Raw genomic sequence first — 21,601 nt, 5'->3', positions numbered from 1 at the left:
AGCTGCTTGCCCATGGCCTGCTGTCTCGTCGTCAGTACTTGAGCCGGATGGATCGTTTCCAGCATGGACGGTCGGCGCGAACTTTAGGACGTGAGGGGCTCAAGATCAACAAAAAATGTCGCGTTTTGACACGCGTTCGTCGCTGAGCCTTGGGTACACCCTTATTAACCGACCTGCATGACAGGCTGATGTTCCCCTGGCGGGTGCGGTCTATGTGGCAGCGGGCTCTGCCCGCTCCCACAAAGGCCCATCAGGCGGTGGCCTGCTCCACAAGCTCGGCAGGCGAGACGATATTGGTCTTCATGCCGCGCGAACGGCCGGAGCTCAGGTACGCGGCGATGGACTCCTGGGTCACCTCACCCAAAAACACATTCTCTGCATTGAGCACCGGCAACCACGCGCGGTTGAACTCGTACATGCGCGACAGCAGGATGCGCAGGTGCTCGTCGTAGGCGGCGGTGGCGTTGAACGGGCGCAGGTAGTCCTGGCAGGTGCCCTGCTGGCGGTGCAAGTCGCGGCGGCGCACGTAGCCCATGGCTTTGTTCTGCGCGTCGGTCATCACCACGTAGCGGCGGTCGTGCTCGTCCATCAGCTCCAGGGCGTCGGCCACCGGGGTTTGCGGGCTGACGGACGGGGCGTTGTCGGCGGCATCTTCGGCTTTCACCAGCAGCAGGCGCTTGAGGGTGCTGTCCTGGCCCACGAAGTTGCTGACGAAGTCGTCCACCGGATGGGCCAGCAGGGTGTCCGGGTGGTCGATCTGCAGCAGTTTGCCGGCGCGGAAGATGGCGATCTTGTCGCCCAGCTTGATGGCCTCGTCAATGTCGTGGCTGACCATGATCACGGTCTTGTTCAGCGCACGCTGCATTTCGAAGAACTCGTTCTGGATCATCTCGCGGTTGATCGGGTCGACCGCGCCGAACGGTTCGTCCATCAGCAGCAGCGGCGCGTCGGCCGCCAGGGCGCGGATCACGCCGATGCGCTGTTGCTGGCCGCCCGACAGTTCGCGCGGGTAGCGGTGCAAGTACTGCTTGGGCTCCAGCTTGATCATGCTCATCAGCTCGCGGGCACGCTCGTGGCATTTGTGCTTGTCCCAGCCCAGCAGGCGCGGCACCACGGTGATGTTTTCCTCGATGGTCATGTTCGGGAACAGGCCGATCTGCTGGATCACATAGCCGATGTTGCGGCGCAGGGTCACTTCGTCCAGGCCCGTGGTGTCTTCACCGTTGATCAGTACCTTGCCCGAGGTAGGCATGATCAGGCGGTTGATCATTTTCAGTGTGGTGCTCTTGCCGCAGCCCGATGGCCCCAGAAACACGCAGATCTCACCTTCGTTGACGGTGAGGCTCACGGAATCCACGGCCTTTACGTCTTTGCCGTTGCTGGTGAAAGTCTTGGTCAGGTTCTGAAGTTCGATCATTTGAGTAATCCTTTTGGAGTCAGGGCGCGTTGCAGCCATTGCAGGGCGAGGTCGGCGATGATCGCCAGCACACTCACCAGCACGGCGCCGACGATAAGCATCGACATATCGCTGCGGCTGATAGAAGTGAGGATAAGTACGCCCAGGCCACCGGCACCGATGGTGGCGGCGATGGTCATGACACCGATGTTCATGACCACGGCGGTGCGCACGCCGGCCAGAATCACCGGTACGGCGATGGGCAGCTCGACCATGCGCAGACGCTGGCCGAAGGTCATGCCGATGCCGCGCGCGGCTTCGCGGATGCCCGGTTCCACGCCGGTCAGGGCCAGGTAGGTGTTGCGCATGATGGGCAGCAACGAGTACAGGAACACCGCCGTGATGGCCGGCAGCGGCCCCAGACCCTGGCCGAACTTGGAATAGAACGGCAGCAGCAGGCCGAACAGGGCAATCGACGGAATGGTCAGCAGTACTGTGGCGCTGGCCTGCATCACGCCGGCGGCGGACGGAAAGCGGGTCATGACGATGCCCAGGGGCACGCCCACCAGAATCGCCAGGCTTACGGCCACGCCCACCAGGGCAATGTGCTGGCCGGTCAGGTGGATGACCTGTGCCCAGTCCAGGTGTGAAAAGGTGTCGATAAAATTCATGGTTGCTCCTTCGCGGCGGCAGGAACCGGGTGATCACGCAGGAACTCTGTAGCCACGGCGTTCGGGCTCAGGTGCTGGACGTCGACCTTGGCGTTGAGCTGGCGCATGGTTTCATCGTCCAGCAGTTCGGCCAGGGGCTTGAGGTCTGCGGCCAGGTCCGGGTGCTTGTCGAGAAAGTCCTTACGCACTACGGGCGCTGCGGTGTAGTCCGGGAAATAGTGCTTGTCGTCTGCCAGCAGCTTGAGGTGGAAGGCATTCAGGCGGCCGTCGGTGGTGTACACCAGGCCTGTGAATACCTGGCCGTTGCGCAGGGCGGTGTACACAAGGCCCGCGTCCATCTGGCGGATGTCGCGGCGGGTGAACTTCAGGTCGTAGGTCTGGGTAAGGCCCACCAGGCCGTCGGAACGGTTGGCGAACTCGGTGTCCAGCGCCAGCACGTGGCCTTTGTCGGGCTCACTCATCAGCACCTGGTTGAGCTGGGTGATGGTGTTGACCTGTGGGTAAGCCTTGGCGATTTTCTCCGGCAGGGCCAGGGCATAGGTGTTGCTGAATTTCGAGGGGGTCAGCCACACCAGGCCCTTTTTGGCGTCCAGTTCCTTGACCCGCTGGTACGTCGCGGCGCTGTCGAGTTTCTCGGTGACGTGGTTGTAGGACACCAGCGACACACCGGTGTATTCCCACACCATGTCCAGTTGGTTGGTTTCCTGGGCACTGCGCGCCAGGTTACTGCCCAGGCCACTGGTGACCTGCACGTTGTAGCCTTTGGTGTTGAGGTATTGCGCGGTGATGGCGGCCAGCACCGACTGTTCGGTGAACACCCGGGCGCCCAGGCGGATCACCGGTTTCTCGGCAGCGTGGGCAGCGCCCGCGCACAGCAGGGCCAGGCCCAGCAGCATGCTTGATACTTTCATGAAGAATCCTTCGCTCAGCGAGTCAGACCGCGTTCCAGCCACAGGCGGCTGGCCATGGACACCATGCCGTCGAGCAGCAAGGCCAGCAGGGCGGTGCAGGCAGCACCCAGCAGCAGTTGCGGCTGGTTGTTCAAGGCAATGCCAGGGAATATCAGGCTGCCCAGGCTGTTGGCGCCGATCAGGAACGACAGCGGGGCGGTACCCACGTTGATGGCCAGGGCCACGCGCACGCCACCGATGATGATGGGTACGGCGTTGGGCAGTTCGACTTGAAAGAGCACCTGGCGCGGTGTCATGCCGATGCCGACGGCGGCTTCCTTGAGTGAGCCCTGAACGTTTTTCAGGCCTTCGTAGGTGTTGCGCACAATGGGCAACAATGACGCGAGAAACAGGGCGAAAATGGCCGGGCCGCTGCCGATGCCAAGTATGCCTAGGGCGATGGCCAGTACGGCCAAGGGGGGGACGGTGTTACCGATGTTGAAGATCTGCATGAAGCGTTCGGCGCGGCCAACCATGTTCGGTCGGCTCAGGGCAATGCCTGCGGGGATCCCCACCACCAATGCCGCCGCCATTGAGGCCACGACCAGTATCAAATGCGCTTGCAGGTAAAACAGTAAATCTTCACGGTACTGCTCGATAGTGCTGATGCCGATCCAGTGGACCAGCAGGGCCAGGATGACGACGACTGCCGCACATCCCATCAGCCCTTTGCCATAGCGAATAGCCACAGGCGGACTCCTTTATTTCAGTCGGCGTACGCACCGTGTGTGGCGACCGGCCATTCCTGGCGGTCAACGGTGGGTTCGCGAGAAGCAGCGCGCAGACAGCGATGAAAACAGTGTCGATGCGCGCCATAAGCGCAGCCTCGTCAGGCTGACTTGCCGGTGTTGCAACGCCCTGACGAATGGTCATATCAGGGGAATGGACGCCTCCACTTCCTGAAAGGTTCCCATGCACGACAGCATTTGGCCACCCTTGGGGAGGATTTTCCGATTTATACCGGTTTAATCAGCGGCGTACCGTAGGCCTTCAATCAATTGGCAGGGAGCCATGCTGATGCTTACATACCTACCGGAAAAATCGTTTGTCGCCACCGTAAAGTGCACTACGCCGGGGTTCGAAGGGTTTTGGGACCGCCATGAAGTCGAAGCTCACCCAGGAGGTGACGAGTTTGAAGGCGCGCGCTTGCGCTCGTCCCATTTGGTACTGAACAACTTCTACAGTTTTCCGGATGTGGGGGAGGAAGAACGATGCCGCTTTTTCTTCAAGTGTTACGTGCAGGGCGACGGCCCGCCGGTTTACAAAATCTGGGTGCGGGACGGTGACCGATATTTGCAACTGGACGTGACCAGAGAATTTGGAGCCCTGCGCTTTTACCCCACCGAACAGGCCACCGCACACTGGCATATTTACGTGAACGGCGAGCCTGGCGGACCGGCGGAGGAAGGCACGTATCAGCGCTTCAGCATCAGGTCGGCGATGAGCGGCATACCCTGGACTTATCTAGGGCAGCGCCGTCGGGACGGCAAGCTGACACCCACCGGGCGGCGGGACAGCGGCAAGTACTGGCATGCCTATGTAGATGCCGACGGAGGGCCAAGGGACGCTGAATTGATTGGCGACCTGCACGTGCTGAAGTTGGGCTGAGGTTCCTTAGCGGCCCTGCAATCCATGACATAGGATTGCAGGGCTTGCTTCTTTGACGCTTTTTTCACGGCGTGTTGACACGCTGTCCATGTCCAGGGGTTCACGCTGCGGCCCGCCCGCATCATTTTGAACTTCATCGCCAACGCGACGAAGTGCCGTCAATTCAATCTGGACCCCTCATGCCACCTACTGCGCTGCGTACCACGTCACGCCCGCTCAACCTGTGGATCTGCCTGGGCATTCCCGCCCTGATCGCCATTGCGTTGTGCCTGCTGGAACTGACCAACATCGACATGGACCTCGAAAAGCTGTTCTACAGCCCGGTCGAGCATGCTTTCGCTGGCAAGCACAGCTACTGGCTGGAAACGGTGTTGCATGACCAGGCCAAGCGTGTGGTGATTGCCATCGGCGTATTCGGTGCGCTGGGCTACTTGGCCAGTTTCTTGGTCAAGCGCCTGTTGCCGATCCGTCGCGAGCTGGCGTGCCTAGTGGTGGCCATGACACTGTCTACCAGCTACACCAACCCGTTGAAGACGCTGACCGGCGTGCAGTGCCCCTGGAGCCTGACCGAGTTCGGCGGCCATGAAACCTACAGCAAGCTGTTCGAACACCGTCCGGTGACCGCCGACCCAGGCCGCTGCTGGCCAGGTGGCCATGCGGCCACCGGCTTCACCCTGTTCTCGCTGTTTTTCGTGCTGCGTGACCGTCGTCCGCGCATGGCTCGCGCCGGCCTGATATTCGCGTTCGGCCTGGGCACGGTGTTCTCGGTGGGGCGCATGATCCAAGGCGCACACTTCCTCTCGCATAACGTGTGGGCGGCGATCTTCTGCTGGCTGATCTGCCTGGGCACCTACTACGTGATGTTGTACCGCCCGCAGGCGCAGACGGAAAAGTCGCCCGAGGCGGCGCTTGTCGCCACCTGACGAAGCGGCGACGGGTGAGTTGGACGCATGGTTCCAGCTCGCCCGCGCTTCAGCTATAATCGGCGCCCTTTTTTGAATCACCTCGCAGGCGATTTCCCATGACCCAACAGGCCGCCGAAGTCGCGAAACGCCGCACTTTCGCCATTATTTCCCACCCGGACGCCGGTAAAACCACCATCACCGAGAAACTCTTGTTGATGGGCAAGGCCATTGCCGTGGCCGGTACCGTGAAGTCGCGCAAGTCCGACCGCCACGCCACGTCCGACTGGATGGAGATGGAAAAGCAGCGCGGTATCTCCATTACCACCTCGGTCATGCAGTTCCCGTATCGCGACCACATGGTCAACCTGCTCGACACCCCTGGTCACGAAGACTTCTCCGAAGACACCTACCGCACCCTGACCGCAGTGGACTCGGCGTTGATGGTGCTCGACGGCGGTAAAGGCGTTGAGCCGCGTACCATCGCGCTGATGGACGTCTGTCGCCTGCGTGATACCCCGATCGTCAGCTTCATCAACAAGCTGGACCGCGATATTCGCGACCCCATCGAACTGCTGGACGAAATCGAAGCGGTACTGAAGATCAAGGCTGCGCCCATCACCTGGCCGATTGGTTGCTACCGCGACTTCAAGGGTGTTTACCACCTGGCCGGCGACTACATCATCGTCTACACCCCGGGCCACGGCCATGAGCGTACCGATGTGAAAATCATCGAGAAGCTGGATTCCGATGAAGCCCGCGCGCACCTGGGTGACGAGTATGACCGTTTCATCGACCAACTGGAGCTGGTGCAGGGCGCATGCCACACCTTCAACCAGGAAGAGTTCATGAACGGCCAGATGACGCCGGTGTTCTTCGGCACGGCGCTGGGCAACTTTGGTGTCGACCACGTGCTGGACGCCGTGGTGGACTGGGCGCCTCGCCCGCTGGCCCGCGTGGCCCGCGAGCGTACCGTGGAGCCGGTCGAAGAAAAGTTCACCGGTTTCGTGTTCAAGATCCAGGCGAACATGGACCCCAAGCACCGCGACCGTATCGCCTTCATGCGCATCTGTTCGGGCAAGTACGAGAAAGGCATGAAAATGCGCCACGTACGCACCGGCAAGGACCTGCGCATCGGCGACGCCCTGACGTTCTTCTCCTCCGAGCGTGAGCAACTGGAAGAGGCGTTTGCCGGCGACATCATCGGCTTGCACAACCACGGCACCATCCAGATCGGCGACACCTTCAGTGAAGGTGAAGCGCTGGGCTTCACCGGTATCCCGCACTTCGCCCCGGAACTGTTCCGCCGCGTACGCCTGCGTGACCCGCTGAAATCCAAGCAACTGCGCCAAGGCCTGCAGCAGCTGGCCGAGGAGGGCGCCACCCAGGTGTTCTTCCCAGAGCGTAGCAACGACATCATCCTGGGCGCCGTGGGTGTGCTGCAGTTCGACGTGGTAGCCAGCCGCCTGAAGGAAGAATACAAGGTGGAATGCTCCTACGAGCCGATCACCGTGTGGTCGGCCCGCTGGATCGACTGTGCCGACAAGAAGAAGCTTGAGGAATTCAAGACCAAGGCGGTGGAAAACCTGGCGCTGGACGGCGGTGGCCACCTGACGTACCTGGCGCCTACGCGAGTCAACCTCGCGCTGATGGAAGAGCGCTGGCCCGACGTGAAATTCCGCGCTACGCGCGAGCATCACTAAGCACAAGAGGGCAGCCCACGGGCTGCCCTTTTCATTACGCCGCATCCCCGCCTGTAGGAACAGCGCTTGTGGGCGATGGTGCCATGCCTGACCCTGCGCTTTTGTAGGAGCGGGTTCTACCCGCGAAAAGCACACCGCGCTGTACCTGACTCAACGCGCCGCGTGCTTCGCGGGCAGAGCCCGCTCCCACACGAGCATCGCGCGCAAGCGCTGCTCCTACGGGTTACATGTAAGTTACTCCTCCAGGGCGCGCACGCGCTCGCTGCGCTGTTGGGCCTTGGGCACTTCGGTGGATTGCAGGGTGAAGTCGAAGTCGATCTCGGCGAACCGCCCGCTCACGCCATGTTTCTGCGCTTGCACCGGGTCATCGCTGAAGCAGATCTCGGCCACCAGTTCGTCACGGGTGGCGTAGGCGAAGTCGTCGTACAGGTACTTGTCGCCAGCCAGGTTGATCTGGGTGGTGAGGTGACGATGGCCCGGTGCCGAGATGAAAAAGTGAATGTGCGCCGGACGCTGGCCGTGGCGGCCCAGTTGATCCAGCAGATGCTGGGTGGGGCCGTCCGGTGGGCAGCCGTAGCCCGAGGGCACGATGCTGCGGAAACGGTAGCGGCCTTCGCTGTCGGCCTCGATGCGGCGGCGCAGGTTGAATTCCGATTGCGATGGGTCGAAGTAGGAGTAGGTGCCGCCGGTGTTGGCCTGCCACACGTCGACAATGGCACCGGGCACCGGCTTGCCGTCGACGTCCTTGACCTGGCCCTGCATGAACAGCGCAGTGCCAGGGTCGGTGCCGTCGTCCAGGCGCGCCTCATATTTGCTCAGCGGCGCACCGGCCACGTACAGCGGCCCTTCAATAGTACGCGGGGTGCCGCCCAGTTGGCCGGCGAGTTCGTCCTGAGCGTCCAGTTGCAGGTCCAGGTAGTGTTCCAGCCCCAGGCCTGCTACCACCAGCCCGGCTTCCTGGCGAGCGCCCAGCACGTTGAGGTAGTTCACTGCGGCCCAGAACTCCTCGGGGGTAACGTCCAACTCTTCGATGATTTTCACCGAGTCGGTGAGAATGCGGTGGATCAGCGTCTTGACCCGCGGGTTGCCGGCGTCGTTGAACACGCCGCTGGCTTGCTTGAGAAAATGTTGTACCGGTTCGGTGTGCGCGATTTTGACAGTCATGGTTATGGCCTCATCTTATATTTATTAGTCAGTACGCCGGTTCGAGGGTTACTCAGCGGTCGTCTTCGTGGATTGAGGAGGGGTGGCGGCACAGCGCGTTCACCTCGATCGCCATGTAGGGGAACAGCGGCAACTGCATCAGGGTGTCGTGCAGTTCCTGCACGCTAGGCACGTCGAACACGCTGTAATTGGCGTAGAGCCCGGCAATGCGCCACAGGTGGCGCCATTTGCCTTCCTGCATCAGGCGCTGGCACAGCTCTTTCTCATCGGCCTTCAGGCGGGTGGCCTTGGCCGGGTCCATGTCCAGCGGCAGGTTAACGGTCATCTTCACGTGGAATAGCATGGCAGGCGTCTCCTCAACGGTGGCTATAGGCTTTGGTAGCCTTGTCGCGGCGGAAAAACGCCACGCGTTCTTCGTCCAATTCCAGGCCCAGGCCGGGAGTATTCGGCACGTGCAGCTGGAAATCCTTGTACAGCGGCGGGTTGGCGAGGATGTCCTCGGTGAGCAACAGCGGGCCGAACAGCTCGGTGTCCCAGGCCATTTTCGGCAGGGTAATGTAAGCCTGGGCCGACGCCAAGGTGCCGATGCCGCCCTCCAGCATGGTGCCGCCATACAGGCCGATACCGGCGGCGTCGGCGATGGCGGCGGCGCGCAGGGCGGCGCGCGGGCCACCGGTCTTGGCAATCTTCAGGGCGAAGATGGTGCCAGCGCCCAGGCGCGCCAGGTTGTAGGCATCTTCCACCGACTCGATGGCTTCGTCAGCCATGATCGGGATCGGGCTGCTGGCACTCAGGCGTGCCAGGCCCACGGCATTGCTGCGGTGAATGGGTTGCTCCACCAGATCGATGCCGTTGTCGCCCAGGATGCGGCAGGCGCGCAGGGCCACGGCTTCATCCCAGGCCTGGTTGACGTCCACGCGTACGCTGGCGCGATCACCCACAGCCTGCTTGATGGCGATGACGTGGGCCAGGTCCTTGCTGACCTCACCGGCGCCGATCTTGAGTTTGAAGATGCGGTGACGGCGCACGTCGAGCATCTTTTCTGCTTCGGCGATGTCACGGCCGGTGTCGCCACTGGCCAGGGTCCAGGCCACGGGAAGGCTGTCGCGCAGGCGGCCGCCCAGCAGCTCGCTGACCGCCAGGCCCCGGCGTTTGCCCTGGGCGTCCAGCAGTGCGCTTTCGATGCCGGATTTGGCGAAGGTGTTGCCGCGCACGCTGCGCTCGATACGCTGCATGGCCGCGTTGATGTTGTCGGCAGCCTGGCCAATCAGCAACGCAGTGATGTGCGTGTCGATGTTCACCTTGATGCTGTCGGGGCTTTCGTTGCCGTAGCTCAGGCCACCGATAGTGGTGGACTCGCCGATGCCTTCGATGCCATCGCTGCAGCGCAGTCGCAGCAGTACCAGGGTCTGGTGCTGCATGGTGTGCATGGCCAGCTTGTGCGGGCGAATGGTTGGCAAATCGACAATGATCGTTTCGAGAGACTCGATCGTGGGATGACTCATTTCGATACCCGTCAGGTTGTGTTCTTGTATGACCTGATAGTGATACGGCGTTTTCTTTCAATCCAATATAGAATTGGTCTGGCTTGATACCTGTTGGGTATTGTCGATCAAGAGGTTCATGATGGAACTCAGGCATCTTCGCTATTTCCAGGCGCTGGCCCAAACCCTTAACTTCACCCGTGCCGCCGAGCGCCTGCATATCGCCCAGCCACCGCTGAGCCGGCAGATCCAGCAGTTGGAGGAGGAGTTGGGGGTGAGCCTGATGGAGCGCGGCCGGCCGTTGCGGCTCACCGAGGCGGGCCGTTATTTCTTCGAGCACAGCGGCGCGCTGCTGCATCAACTCGATACCCTGTGTGAAAACACCCGGCGCATTGGCCTGGGCAAGAAAACCTGGCTGGGTATCGGCTTCGCGCCGTCGACCCTGTACGGCGTGTTGGCGGAAATGATCCGGCGCTTGCGCGGTGATGATGCCGAAATCGAGCTGGAACTGGGGCTGTCGGAAATGACCACGGTGCAGCAGGTAGAAGCCTTGAAGGCCGGGCGCATCGACGTGGGGTTTGGCCGTATCCATATCGACGACGCAGCCATCACCCAGACCGTGTTGCGCGAAGACCGCTTGATCGCCGTGCTGCCTGCCGGCCACCCGCTGTTGGGGCAGACCGCGACGCTGGCCCAACTGGCCCGCGAACCCTTCGTGCTCTACCCCGGCAACCCGCGGCCCAGTTACGCCGACCACGTATTGGCGCTGTTCTCGGCCCACGGCCTGAGCATCAAGGTGGCGCAGTGGACCAACGAACTGCAAACGGCCATTGGCCTGGTGGGGGCGGGCATCGGCATCACTTTGGTGCCCGAGTCGGTGCAGATTCTGCATCGCGATGACATTGGCTACAGCCCGCTGCAGGAGGCCAACGCTACCTCGCCGATCATTCTCAGCCGGCGGGTGGGGGATGTGTCGCCGGCGGTAGGGTATTGCCTGGCGGTCATCGAAGAACTCGTGGGAGCTGGCTCGCCAGCGAGCTTTTAGGGCTTCAACAAGCGCCCACAGGTGCGGCGGCCGGTGCTACAGGTGTTCGCCTGCCATCACCCTGGTCCATACCTGTGTCCGAATGCGGTCGATATCCGCCGGCATGGCCTCCAGTGCAAACAGCCGGCTCATGGTGTCTTCGTCCGGGTACACCACGGTGTTGCCATGCAGCGCCGGGTCGATCAGCGCATCGGCCTTTTCATTGCCATTGGCGTAGTGCACGTAGTTGCTGATGCCGGCGATGACCTTGGGCTCCAGCAGGTAGTTCATGAAGGCATAGCCGGCCTTTGGGTTGGGCGCATCCGCCGGCATGGCAACCATGTCGAACCACAGTGGCGCGCCTTCGCGAGGCACCGAGTAGCCGATGTTGACGCCTTTGTTCGCCGCCGTGGCGGTGGTCTGGGCCTGCAGCACGTCGCCGTTGTAGCCCACCACCACGCACACGTCGCCGTTGGCGAGGTCGTTGGTATAGCGAGCGGTGTCGAAGTAGGTCACGTAAGGCCGGATCTTCATCAGCAGTGCCTCGGCCTTTTTGTAGTCGTCGGGGTTCTTGCTGTGAGGGGGCAGCCCCAGGTAGTTGAGCGTGATGGGCAGCAGTTCCGGCCCGCTGTTGACGAGGGCGACGCCACAGGCCTTCAGCTTGCTGATGTTCTCGGGCTTGAAGATCAGGTCCCAGGAGCCCACCGGGGCATTGTCGCCCAGCACGGCCTTGACCTTGTCGATGTTGTAGCCAATGCCCGTGCTGCCCCACATATAAGGGAAACCATGGCGATTGCCCGGGTCGTTCACCTCAAGCATCTTGAGCAGCACCGGGTTGAGGTTGTCCCAGTTGGGCAATTTGCTGCGGTCCAGGTCCATCAGCGCCTGGGCCTGTACCTGCCTGGCCATGAAGTGGGTAGAGGGGAACACCACGTCGTAGCCGGAATTGCGGGCCATCAGCTTGTCGTTCAACACTTCATTGCTGTCGTACAGCTCATAGACGGGAACGATGCCGGTGCGCGCCTGAAAGTTCTTCAGGGTGTCGGGAGCAATGTATTCGGACCAGTTGTAGACCTTGACCGTCTCGGCGGCCTGGACGGTGCAAGCGGTGGCGGCCAGCACCAGGGTAGCAATGATCTTTTGCAGCATCAGGACGAGCCTTGCATGAAAGGGCTGCTACAGCATATGCCACGCTGGCGCGATTGGGCCAGCCGCTGCCGCCAGGCTGCGCTGGTCAGCGCATCAGGCTTTCCATGGCATTCGCCAGTTGGCTGGCCAGCCGCCGGCGCCACGGTGCCGCGCCGGGGTTGGCCAGGGTCTGGTCTTCGTGCACGAAGCTCTTGATGATGGCGTTGTAACCCAGCCAGCGGCAGGGTTCGGGTTCCCAGGTGCTGAGGTTGGCCAGCCCACCCTGTTGCCTGACCCACGGTTGGCGTACCAGTTCGTTGGGTTGTTGCAAGATGAGTGCGGCCAGGGTGCGGCCCCCCAGGTTGCTGGCGCCGACGCCCTCGCCGCCGTAGCCGCCAGACAGGGCCAGGCCGCTCTGGTGGTCGCAGAGCATGTGTGGGTGGAAGCGCCGCGCCATGCCCAGGTTGCCGCCCCAGGCGTGGCTGATGCGCACGTCCTTGAGCTGCGGGAACAGTTCGCCGAACAGGTAGCGGCGCAGGCCGATCTCGCTGTCGGTCAGGTTGAAATCCTGGCGCAGCCGCCCGCCAAACTGATACCCGCCGCGGGCGCCGAACACCAGGCGGTTGTCGGCGCTGCGCTGGCCGTAGGTGACCTGGCGGCTGGCCTCGCTGAACGCCTGGCCATGCTCCAGGCCGATGCTCTGCCACTGGGCGCAGGTCAGCGGTTCGGTGGCAATCAGCAAGCTTTGCACCGGCAGGTGATAGCGCCCCAGCGGTGGCAGGCTGACGCCGTAGCCTTCGACGGCCGGCACCACCCAGTGGCTGCGCACCGTGGCCTTGGCGGTGCGCACTTGGCGCGGTTGCCAGTGGGTGACCGGGCTGTTTTCGTACAGGCGAACGCCCATGCGCTCCACGGTGCGCGCCAGGCCACGTACCAGGCGCGCGGGTTGGAGGGTGGCCACATGCGGCGTGAAGATACCCCCGTAGGGGCGGGCAATGCGCAGCTGTTCGCTGAGTTCGGCGGCGCTTAGCCAGCGGTAATCCTGATGGGTCAGGCCCAGGCTGTGCAGGTGGCGCAAGTAGTCGCGCTGGCTGGCTTCCTGTTCCGGGTAGCGGGCCGCGCAATACAGCGCGCCGCCCTTGCGGTAGTCGCAGTCGATGCCTTCGAAGGCAATGACCTGGCCCACTTCATCGGGGATGCCGTGCAGCAGGTCGAACGAGGCACGTCGCTGTTCGGCGGGCAGTTTGGCCAGCAGGCGGTCGTCGTTGAGCAGATTGCCCATCAACCAGCCGCCATTGCGCCCTGAGGCGCCGAAGCCGGCGGTCTGTGCTTCGAGAATGGCGATATTCAGGGTGGGCGCCTGCAGCTTGAGGTAATAGGCGGTCCACAAGCCCGTGTACCCGGCGCCGATGATGGCCACGTCGACGTCCAGGTCATGCTCCAGCGCGGCACGCGCCTTCAAGGGTTCATCAAGCTGGTCCATCCACAGGCTGATGTTGCGCCACGCCGTCATGCCGTCACTCCAGTCGATGTTCGATAGCTCAATCGTAGTGGGTAAATTCAGGCTGTGTCGTGTGTGCGTGTCCGCGAAGAAAGCTGTTTCACATAAGCGGTGGGCGACAGGCCGGTGTGCTGGCGGAAGCACTTGTAGAACGCCGACAGCGAATTGAAGCCGGCGGCGAATGCCAGTTCGTCGATGCGCGCTTCAGGGGTGCTTTCCAGGGCGCGCAGCAAATGCCGCAGGCGTGCCTGGTTGACGTAGGGGTAGAAGCGTTGCCCCAGCACCTGGTTGAGCAGGTAGGACATCTGGTTGCGGCTGTAGCCACAGGCGCGGGCCACTTCCTGCAAGTCCAGTTCGGGGTTCAGGTAGGGTTGCTGGCGGTGGAAATACTGCTGCAGGTCTTCGGCCATCAACCCCAGTTGCCGGGGGGACAGGCCCAGGCGTGCGGTGGCCGGGCGCGGGGTGTCGGTAACGGCTTCGCGCACCAGGGTGGCGTATTCGTTGACTCGCCAGATCAGCCCGTCACGCACGGTGATGGCTTCGCTGGCGCGAAACGACACCAGGTCGGCGGCGCCCCGCAGGGTCAGGGTGTACTGGATGAAGGCGGTGTCGCCGTCCACGCGAATGCGGTCGCTGTGCTCCAGCGCCTCATCGGCGTTGCGCGGCAGGCTCGATTGTACGTAGTCACGCAGCTCGCCCAGGGCCAGGGTGCGGTGCTGGAAGAAGTCGTGGTACTGGATGTCCGGATGGTACAGCGCCATGACGCCGTCCAGGTCGCGGTGCTTCCAGCACAGGTGGTAGCGGGTGACGGTTGCGAGGGTAAGGCTGGAGTCGGTTTGCATCGATGCTCCGGTGATGGGTCTGACGCGGCAATGGCCTTCACACTGCCCCTGTAGGAGCGGACCGTGTCCGCGAAGGCCACACCGCGCAGTAGCTGATGCACTGCGGCATATGGTTCGCGGGCACGGCCCGTTCCTAAAGGGGGGGCACTACTTCCGGTCAGTTCAGGAATTGCTCGGCATAGTGGCAGGCCACCTGCCGGGTATCAACCTGGCGCAGTTCCGGCACTTCGCTGGCGCAGCGCTCGGTGGCGTACGGGCAGCGCTTGTGGAAGGCGCAGCCGGACGGCGGGTTGAGCGGGTTGGGCAGCTCGCCGACGATCTTGATCTTCGGCTTGGCCGGGTCAGGCTTGAGCGTTGGCGTGGCCGACAGCAGCGCCTGGGTATAAGGGTGCAGCGGACGCTTGTAGATATCCTCCTTGGGGCCCATTTCCGCCGGGCGGCCCAGGTACATCACCAGCACGTCATCGGCCACGTGGCGCACCACTGCCAGGTTGTGTGAGATGAACACGTAGGCGGTGTTGAACTCTTGCTGCAGGTCCATGAACAGGTTCAGCACCTGGGCCTGGATGGAAACGTCCAGCGCCGAAGTCGGCTCGTCCGCCACCAGCACCTTGGGTTGCAGCATCATGGCGCGGGCCAGGGCAATGCGCTGGCGCTGGCCGCCGGAGAACATGTGCGGGTAGCGCTGGTAATGCTCGGGGCGCAGGCCCACCTGCTGCATCATCGCCTGCACTTTCTCGCGGCGCTCGGCCTTGGTCAGGTTGGTGTTGATCAACAGTGGTTCGCCCAACTGATCACCGATTTTCTGCCGCGGGTTGAGCGAGGCATAAGGGCTCTGGAACACCATCTGCACGTCCTTGCGCAGTTGCTTGCGCTCGGCTTTGCTGGCGCCATGCACTTCCTGGCCGGCGATCTTCAGCGAGCCTGCGGTGGGCTCCTCGATCAGCGTCAGGGCGCGGGCCAGGGTGGATTTGCCACAGCCTGACTCGCCGACCACGGCCAGGGTCTTGCCGGCTTCCAGTTCAAATGACACGCCATTGAGGGCGCGCACCAGGGCGTGGCCTTTGAACAGGCCGCGGGACACTTCGTAGTGACGGGTGAGGTCGCGAGCGGTAAGTACGACGGCCATCAAGCCACCTCCTGATTCAGCGGGTAGAAACAGCGCGCCAGGCTGTGGGCTTTGGGGTCAAGGCCGGGGCGCTGGCTGCGGCAGTTGTCCTGGGCATAGGGGCAGCGCGGCGACAACAGGCAGCCCTGGGGGCGGTCGTAGCGGCCGGGTACGATGCCGGGCAGGGTGGCCAGGCGGGCGGCGCCTTCACTGTGCTCTGGAATGGCGGCCAGCAGCGCTTCGCTGTAAGGGTGGCCCGGCAGGTCGAACAGTTGCGGTACGTGGCCCACTTCCACGGCCTGGCCGGCGTACATCACGCACACCCGCTGGGCGGTTTCGGCCACCACGGCCAGGTCGTGGGTGATCAGGATCAGCCCCATGTCCTGCTCTTTCTGCAGGGCCAGCAGCAGCTCCATGATCTGCGCCTGAATGGTCACGTCCAGGGCGGTGGTGGGTTCGTCGGCGATCAGCAGCTTCGGCTCGCCGGCAATCGCCATGGCGATGGCCACGCGTTGGCTCATGCCTCCCGACAGCTGGTGCGGGTAGGCGTCCAGGCGGCTTTCGGCGCCCGGGATCTCCACCTTCTTCAGCAGCTCAAGGGCGCGCTGGCGTGCCTGTTTGTTGTTCATGCCCAGGTGCTGGCGCAGCACTTCCTGGATTTGAAAGCCTACGGTGTAGCTGGGGTTGAGGGCGGTCATGGGGTCCTGGAAAATCATTGCCAGGTCCTTGCCCACCACTTGCCGGCGTTGGCGCGCGCTGAGCTTGAGCATGTCGCGGCCATCGAAATTCAGCGAGTCGGCGGTAATGATGCCGGGGTGATCGATCAGGCCCATCAGCGCCATCATGGTCACGGACTTGCCCGAGCCCGACTCGCCGACGATGGCCAGCACTTCGCCTTTTTCCACCGACAGGTCGAGGCCATCGACCACCGGCACCGCCTTGGCATCGCCAAAGCGCACGTTCAGATTCTTGATATGCAACAGAGACATGGTCGTTCCCTCAGGCGGCATTCTTGAGTTTCGGGTCCAGCGCATCGCGCAGCCCGTCGCCCATCAGGTTGATTGCCAGCACGCTGAGCAAAATGGTCAGGCCAGGCAGGCTCACCACCCACCAGGCACGTTCGATGTAGTCACGGGCCGAGGCCAGCATGGTGCCCCACTCAGGGGTGGGCGGTTGTACGCCCAGCCCCAGGAAGCCCAGCGCCGCAGCGTCGAGGATCGCCGAGCTGAAGCTCAGGGTGGCCTGCACGATCAGCGGCGCCATGCAGTTGGGCAGCACGGTGACGAACATCAGGCGCAGCAGGCCGGCGCCGGCCAGGCGTGCGGCGGTGACGTAGTCGCGGTTCATTTCGCCCATCACGGCGGCGCGGGTCAGGCGCACGTAGGACGGCAGCGAGACCACGGCAATGGCGATCACGGTGTTGATCAGGCCAGGGCCGAGGATGGCGACGATGGCCACGGCCAGCAGCAGCGACGGCAGGGCCAGCATCACGTCCATCAGGCGCATGATGGCCGGGCCCATGATGCGCGGGAAGAAACCCGCCACCAGGCCCAGGAAGATCCCCGGGATCAGCGACATCACCACCGACGACAGGCCGATCAGCAGCGACAGCCGCGAACCGTGGATAAGCCGCGACAGCAGGTCACGGCCCAGCTCGTCGGTGCCCAGCAGGTATTGCCACTGGCCGCCTTGCAGCCATACCGGCGGGGTCAGCAGGGCATCGCGAAACTGCTCGCTGGGGTCGTGCGGCGCCACCCAGGGGGCGAACAGCGCGCAGAACACAATCAGCAGCATGAACGCCAGGCCGGCGACGGCGCCCTTGTTTTTGGCGAAGGCTTGCCAGAACTCTTTGTAGGGCGATGGGTAAAGCAGGCTTTGGTCGACAACGACCGGGGTAGTTGGGGTAGTCATGTCGGGAGCCTCAGCGCTGATGACGGATGCGTGGGTTGGCCAGGCCGTAGAGGATGTCCACCACGAAGTTGACCAGGATCACCAGGCAGGCGATCAACAGGATGCCGTTCTGCACGACAGGGTAGTCACGGGCGCCGATGGCTTCGATCAGCCATTTACCGATGCCCGGCCAGGAAAAGATGGTCTCGGTCAGTACCGCACCGGCCAGCAACGTGCCCACTTGCAGGCCGAACACGGTCAGTACCGGGATCAGCGCGTTGCGCAGGCCATGCACGAACACCACGCGCGCTGGCGACAGGCCTTTGGCCCGGGCGGTGCGCACGTAGTCTTCGCGCAGCACTTCGAGCATCGATGAACGGGTCATGCGCGCAATCACCGCCAGCGGGATGGTGCCCAGCACGATGGCCGGCAGGATCAGGTGGCGCAGGGCGTCGAGGAACGAGCCTTGCTCGTCGCTGAGCAGGGTGTCGATGAGCATGAAGCCGGTTTTCGGCTCGATGTCATATAAGAGGTCGATGCGCCCGGACACCGGGGTCCAGCCCAGGCTCACCGAGAAGAACATGATCAGTATCAGCCCCCACCAGAAAATCGGCATCGAATAGCCGGCCAGGGAGATGCCCATGACCCCATGATCGAACAGTGACCCCCGCTTGAGTGCGGCAATCACCCCCGCCAGCAGCCCGAGGATGCCGGCAAAGATCAGCGCGGCAATCGACAGCTCCAGGGTGGCCGGGAACAGCGACAGGAATTCGTGCCACACGCTTTCGCGGGTGCGCAGCGATTCGCCCAGGTTGCCATGCGCCAGGTTGCCGATGTAGTCCAGGTACTGGGCATAGAGCGGTTTGTTCAAGCCCAGGCGCTCCATTGCCTGGGCGTGCATTTCAGGGTCGACGCGACGTTCGCCCATCATCACTTCTACCGGGTCGCCCGGAATCAGGCGTATCAGTGCAAAGGTCAGCAACGTGATGCCGAAGAAGGTGGGGATCAGCAATCCCACACGGCGGGCTATAAAACTAAACATCTTGGGTGGTACCTCGTCAGCCGGTTAGGCAGTTCCCGCCCGCTGCCCGTTTGGGGCGCGGGTGGGCGTTTTTCTTGTTACTTCACCAGGGTGGTGGCGAAGTTGTTATTGGTCAGGGGGCTAATGTGATAACCCTCGACGTTCTTGCGTACTGCGGTGAACAAGCGTGGGTAGGCCAGGCTCAGCCAGGGAATGTCCTTGGCAAAAATGGCCTGGGCCTGCTTGTAGTCTTCAGCGCGTTCGGCCGGGTCGCTGCTGGCGCGAGCCTTGGCCAGCAAACCGTCGAAGTCCTTGTTGCACCAGCGCGCCGAGTTCTCGCCACTCTGTGCCGCTTCGCAGCTCAGGTTGGGGGTAAGGAAGTTGTCCGGGTCGCCGTTGTCGCCGGCCCAGCCGTAGAACGTCAGGTCGTGCTCGCCCAGTTTGATGCGCTTGACCATTTCGCCCCATTCGAGCACGCGAATATCGAGCTTGAGGCCAATCTTGGCAAGGTCTGCCTGCAATAACTGCGCCGCCAGCGTGGGGTTGGGGTTGGTGGCGGCGCCGCCGTTGCGGGCAAACACGGTGAAGGTGGTGCCCTCTGGCACACCGGCTTCCTTGAGCAGGGCGCGGGCCTTGTCCAGGTCGCGGGGCGGGTCGCGCAGGTCCTTGTCGAAGCCCAGCAGGGTCGGCGGGTAAGGGCCGGTGCCGGTGGTCGCGCCGCCTTCGCCGAACAGGGTCTTGACCAGGGTGGGCTTGTCCAGCGCCAAGGCGATGGCCTGGCGCACGCGGATGTCGCCCAGGTATTTGTGCGAGGTGTTGATGGCCACGTAGCTGGTCATCAGCGCTTCCATCTCGTCGATGCGCAGGTTCGGGTCGGCCTTGATGCTGGGAATATCGTCAGGCTTGGGGTAGACCGCGATCTGGCATTCGTTGGCGCGCAGTTTCTGTAGGCGCACGTTACTGTCGGTGGTGATGGCGAAAATCAGTGCTTCGCTGGGTGGCACGCCCTTGTAGTAGTCGGGGTTGGCTTTGTAGCGCACCATCGCGTCCTTGCTGTAGCGCACCAGAATGAACGGCCCTGTGCCGATGGGCTTGCTGTTGATATCGCCGGTTTTGCCGGCCTTGAGCAACTGGTCGCCGTATTCGGCGGAGTAGATCGACGCAAAGCCCATGGCCATATCCCGTAGGAAGGGTGACTCGGGACGCTTGAGGTTGAAACGAACAGTGTAGTCGTCGACCTTGTCTATGCTGGCGATCAGGTCTTTCATGCCCATGGCTTCAAAGTACGGGAAGCCCATGGGCGCCTTGTCGTGCCAGGGATGCTTGGGGTCGAGCTGGCGCTCGAAGCTCCATATCACGTCATCGGCGTTGAATTCGCGGTGGGGCTTGAAGTAGTCCGTGGTCTGGAACTTCACGCCGTGGCGCAGGTGGAAGGTGTAGGTCTTGCCGTCATCGCTGATGTCCCAGCTTTGCGCCAGGTCCGGCTCGATGTCGGTGGTGCCGGGCTTGAAGCTGGCCAGGCGGTTGAAGAGGGTTTCCGAGGAGGCGTCGGCGGTGACGGCCGCCGTGTACTGCACAATGTCGAAACCTTCCGGGCTGGCTTCGGTACAGACCACCAGGGGCTTGGCCGAAATGCCGACGGCGACGCTGAACAGTGCTGCCGCGACTGCGGCACGTAGGGGAAGCGCTTTCATATAGACCCTCCGGGAGTTGGAAGCTTTAAGCTGCAAGCTGCAAGTAAAAGCACACCGCGAACGGCTTCAGCTTGTAGCTTGCAGCTTGAAACTTGACGCTTAGAGAATGTTGAACGGAACCGTGGTAACGATCCGCAGTTCATCCAGGCTGCCATCAGCCTGGTTGGCACTGGCGCGGTGGGCGGTGTAGGTCGCCCGCACGCTGGTGTCTTTCAAGGCGCCGCTCTGAATCACGTAGGAGGTACCCACGCCGTATTCATAGTGATGCTCGCCGTCCATCTGGTTCACTTTGTAGGCAGTACCGGTGTAGTGGGTGCCGTCGATGCCCCAACCGCGGGCACTGTAGACATTGAACTTGAGGCCCGGCACGCCGTATTGCGCCATGTTCAGGCCGTAGGCCACCTGGAATGACTTCTCGTTCGGCCCGTTGAAATCCGAAAGCAAGGAGTTGGCCAGAAAGATGCCGTTGGTTTCGTGCAGGTAGTCGAAGTACTCGTTGCCGTTGATTTGCTGGTAGGCGAACGTGAGGCTGTGGGCCTGGTGGGTGGCGGTCAGCGACAGGCTGCCGGCCTGGTTATCGATCTCGCCCATTTTGCGGGCGCCGGTGTCGCGGGTCTTGTAGTAGTTCAGGCCGGTGGTCAGGCTCACCACCGCGCTGTCACCCACCACGTGGTTGGCGCCGAAGTAGTACTGGTTCCAGAAGTCTTCGACCTGGGTGGCGAACAGCGTGGTGGTGACACTTTCGAACGGCTGATAATTGACCCCGGCGGTGGTGACTCGGTCGGTTTCAACACCGGTGGCGCCGTATTCGGAGCGGAACTTGCTCAGGCTCTGTTCGGTACGCGGCGACACGCGGTCGAAGGTGCCCGCCTGGAACGACAGGTTGTTGAACTCTTTGCTGTCGATGGCCACGCCTTCGAAGCTGGAGGGCAGGGCGCGGTTGCCGATGGTGGCGACCATGGGCGTGTCCATGGCCTGGCGGCCGAAGGTCAGGGTGGTGTTTGACACTCGCGCCTTGAGGTTACCCAGGCCCAGCTTGCTCCATTGGCCAATGGTGTCGCCGTCGCTGTCTGCCAGGGTGCGGTTGTTGGAACCGCCATTGCGCGCGCTGCCACGCTCCAGCGCCACCACGTTGTACAACGCCGCTTCCACGCCGAAGCCCACCGTGCCCTGGGTAAACCCGGAGGTGTAATTGACGGTGGTGCTTTGCAGCCAGTTGGTGCGGTTGTTCATGGGCTCGCGCGTACCGTCCTTGCTATGGGTGAACAGCGGCCCACGTTTGGACTGTTCGCGGGCGTACCAGTTGCGGGTCCAGCCCGTCAGGCTCTGGTCCTCGACAAACCCCTTGGCATCGGCCTGGGCGCTGCTGGTCTGCAGCGAGGTGGGCGTGAATGCCTGGCTGGCATCCTCCGCGTTCGCCATGGCCGACAGGCTGCTGATGGACAGGGCAAGCATGGTTTTTCTTGTTAGTTTCATGGGTGAAGCTCCTTGGTATTTTCTTTTTTTTATGCCGAA

Annotated in this window: 20 protein-coding genes; 4 read left to right on the top strand and 16 right to left on the bottom strand. The window is 62.7% G+C overall.

All coding sequences use genetic code 11. The features are described 5' to 3' along the window. Positions 1-250 precede the first annotated feature (250 nt). The 4 genes from PMM47T1_RS17980 to PMM47T1_RS17965 are packed head-to-tail and all read right to left on the bottom strand — an operon-like array spanning position 251 to position 3,679. Positions 251-1,417, bottom strand: coding sequence for an osmoprotectant ABC transporter ATP-binding protein OsmV (locus PMM47T1_RS17980; RefSeq protein ID WP_008371507.1), 1,167 nt, complete (start codon positions 1,415-1,417; stop codon positions 251-253). Continuing rightward, positions 1,414-2,067 (bottom strand): ABC transporter permease, encoded by a 654-nt coding sequence (locus PMM47T1_RS17975; protein WP_008371506.1) that lies wholly within the window; start codon positions 2,065-2,067, stop codon positions 1,414-1,416. The genes PMM47T1_RS17980 and PMM47T1_RS17975 overlap by 4 nt, the downstream gene beginning before the upstream one ends. Then, a complete protein-coding gene (locus PMM47T1_RS17970; RefSeq protein WP_043301236.1) occupies positions 2,064-2,978 on the bottom strand; it encodes a glycine betaine ABC transporter substrate-binding protein in 915 nt (304 codons plus the stop codon). Before PMM47T1_RS17970 ends, PMM47T1_RS17975 begins: the two co-directional genes overlap by 4 nt. Before the next feature lie 14 nt (positions 2,979-2,992). Beyond that, on the bottom strand, positions 2,993-3,679 hold the full coding sequence (locus PMM47T1_RS17965; RefSeq protein ID WP_177323391.1) for an ABC transporter permease: 687 nt from the start codon (positions 3,677-3,679) through the stop codon (positions 2,993-2,995). A gap of 355 nt (positions 3,680-4,034) precedes the next feature. Between PMM47T1_RS17965 and PMM47T1_RS17960 the strand changes: the two genes are divergently transcribed. The 3 genes from PMM47T1_RS17960 (at position 4,035) to PMM47T1_RS17950 (ending at position 7,230) form a co-directional block, all read left to right on the top strand. Further along, positions 4,035-4,625: a hypothetical protein gene (locus tag PMM47T1_RS17960; protein ID WP_043301234.1), complete on the top strand. Its 591-nt coding sequence runs from the start codon at positions 4,035-4,037 to the stop codon at positions 4,623-4,625. Positions 4,626-4,804: 179 nt separating this feature from the next. Beyond that, positions 4,805-5,548 (top strand): phosphatase PAP2 family protein, encoded by a 744-nt coding sequence (locus PMM47T1_RS17955; protein ID WP_008371499.1) that lies wholly within the window; start codon positions 4,805-4,807, stop codon positions 5,546-5,548. Positions 5,549-5,646: 98 nt separating this feature from the next. Continuing rightward, on the top strand, positions 5,647-7,230 hold the full coding sequence (locus tag PMM47T1_RS17950) for a peptide chain release factor 3 (RefSeq protein WP_008371497.1): 1,584 nt from the start codon (positions 5,647-5,649) through the stop codon (positions 7,228-7,230). A 234-nt stretch (positions 7,231-7,464) separates the two neighbouring features. On the opposite strand, the gene catA is transcribed toward PMM47T1_RS17950, so the two are convergent. Genes catA through PMM47T1_RS17935 form a run of 3 tightly spaced genes read right to left on the bottom strand, consistent with a single transcriptional unit; the run spans position 7,465 to position 9,899 of the window. Continuing rightward, positions 7,465-8,394, bottom strand: coding sequence for a catechol 1,2-dioxygenase (gene catA / locus PMM47T1_RS17945; protein WP_008371495.1), 930 nt, complete (start codon positions 8,392-8,394; stop codon positions 7,465-7,467). A 52-nt stretch (positions 8,395-8,446) separates the two neighbouring features. Next, entirely contained in the window at positions 8,447-8,737 is a 291-nt protein-coding gene (gene catC, locus PMM47T1_RS17940) for a muconolactone Delta-isomerase (protein ID WP_008371493.1), read from the bottom strand. Between the two features lie 13 nt (positions 8,738-8,750). Then, on the bottom strand, positions 8,751-9,899 hold the full coding sequence (locus PMM47T1_RS17935) for a muconate cycloisomerase family protein (RefSeq protein WP_043301232.1): 1,149 nt from the start codon (positions 9,897-9,899) through the stop codon (positions 8,751-8,753). A gap of 121 nt (positions 9,900-10,020) precedes the next feature. Between PMM47T1_RS17935 and PMM47T1_RS17930 the strand changes: the two genes are divergently transcribed. Further along, positions 10,021-10,923, top strand: coding sequence for a LysR family transcriptional regulator (locus tag PMM47T1_RS17930; protein ID WP_008371489.1), 903 nt, complete (start codon positions 10,021-10,023; stop codon positions 10,921-10,923). 36 nt (positions 10,924-10,959) lie between these two features. On the opposite strand, the gene PMM47T1_RS17925 is transcribed toward PMM47T1_RS17930, so the two are convergent. From PMM47T1_RS17925 to PMM47T1_RS17885, 9 genes are all read right to left on the bottom strand, one after another. Beyond that, positions 10,960-12,051 carry a polyamine ABC transporter substrate-binding protein gene (locus tag PMM47T1_RS17925; protein ID WP_008371485.1) on the bottom strand — a complete coding sequence of 364 codons (1,092 nt, stop codon included), beginning with the start codon at positions 12,049-12,051 and terminating at the stop codon, positions 10,960-10,962. Between the two features lie 85 nt (positions 12,052-12,136). Next, the gene (locus PMM47T1_RS17920; protein ID WP_008371483.1) at positions 12,137-13,543 is read right to left on the bottom strand and encodes an NAD(P)/FAD-dependent oxidoreductase; all 1,407 of its coding nucleotides are present in this window, start codon (positions 13,541-13,543) and stop codon (positions 12,137-12,139) included. A 47-nt stretch (positions 13,544-13,590) separates the two neighbouring features. Then, positions 13,591-14,373 carry an AraC family transcriptional regulator gene (locus tag PMM47T1_RS17915; protein WP_008371482.1) on the bottom strand — a complete coding sequence of 261 codons (783 nt, stop codon included), beginning with the start codon at positions 14,371-14,373 and terminating at the stop codon, positions 13,591-13,593. Positions 14,374-14,530: 157 nt separating this feature from the next. Further along, the gene (locus PMM47T1_RS17910) at positions 14,531-15,502 is read right to left on the bottom strand and encodes a peptide ABC transporter ATP-binding protein (protein ID WP_008371481.1); all 972 of its coding nucleotides are present in this window, start codon (positions 15,500-15,502) and stop codon (positions 14,531-14,533) included. Further along, entirely contained in the window at positions 15,502-16,470 is a 969-nt protein-coding gene (locus PMM47T1_RS17905; protein ID WP_008371480.1) for an ABC transporter ATP-binding protein, read from the bottom strand. Before PMM47T1_RS17905 ends, PMM47T1_RS17910 begins: the two co-directional genes overlap by 1 nt. Before the next feature lie 10 nt (positions 16,471-16,480). Then, a complete protein-coding gene (locus PMM47T1_RS17900; protein WP_008371478.1) occupies positions 16,481-17,392 on the bottom strand; it encodes an ABC transporter permease subunit in 912 nt (303 codons plus the stop codon). 10 nt (positions 17,393-17,402) lie between these two features. Next, the gene (locus PMM47T1_RS17895; RefSeq protein WP_008371477.1) at positions 17,403-18,413 is read right to left on the bottom strand and encodes an ABC transporter permease subunit; all 1,011 of its coding nucleotides are present in this window, start codon (positions 18,411-18,413) and stop codon (positions 17,403-17,405) included. Between the two features lie 77 nt (positions 18,414-18,490). Further along, on the bottom strand, positions 18,491-20,086 hold the full coding sequence (locus PMM47T1_RS17890; RefSeq protein ID WP_008371475.1) for an ABC transporter substrate-binding protein: 1,596 nt from the start codon (positions 20,084-20,086) through the stop codon (positions 18,491-18,493). Positions 20,087-20,185: 99 nt separating this feature from the next. Then, positions 20,186-21,562, bottom strand: a complete 1,377-nt coding sequence (locus PMM47T1_RS17885) for an OprD family porin (protein ID WP_008371473.1) — start codon at positions 21,560-21,562, stop codon at positions 20,186-20,188. Between the last annotated feature and the right edge of the window lie 39 nt (positions 21,563-21,601).

This window comes from Pseudomonas sp. M47T1 (assembly GCF_000263855.1).
Lineage (GTDB): Bacteria > Pseudomonadota > Gammaproteobacteria > Pseudomonadales > Pseudomonadaceae > Aquipseudomonas.
Note: the sequence above shows the minus strand (reverse complement) of the source record. Positions and strands in the feature narration are given on the sequence as shown.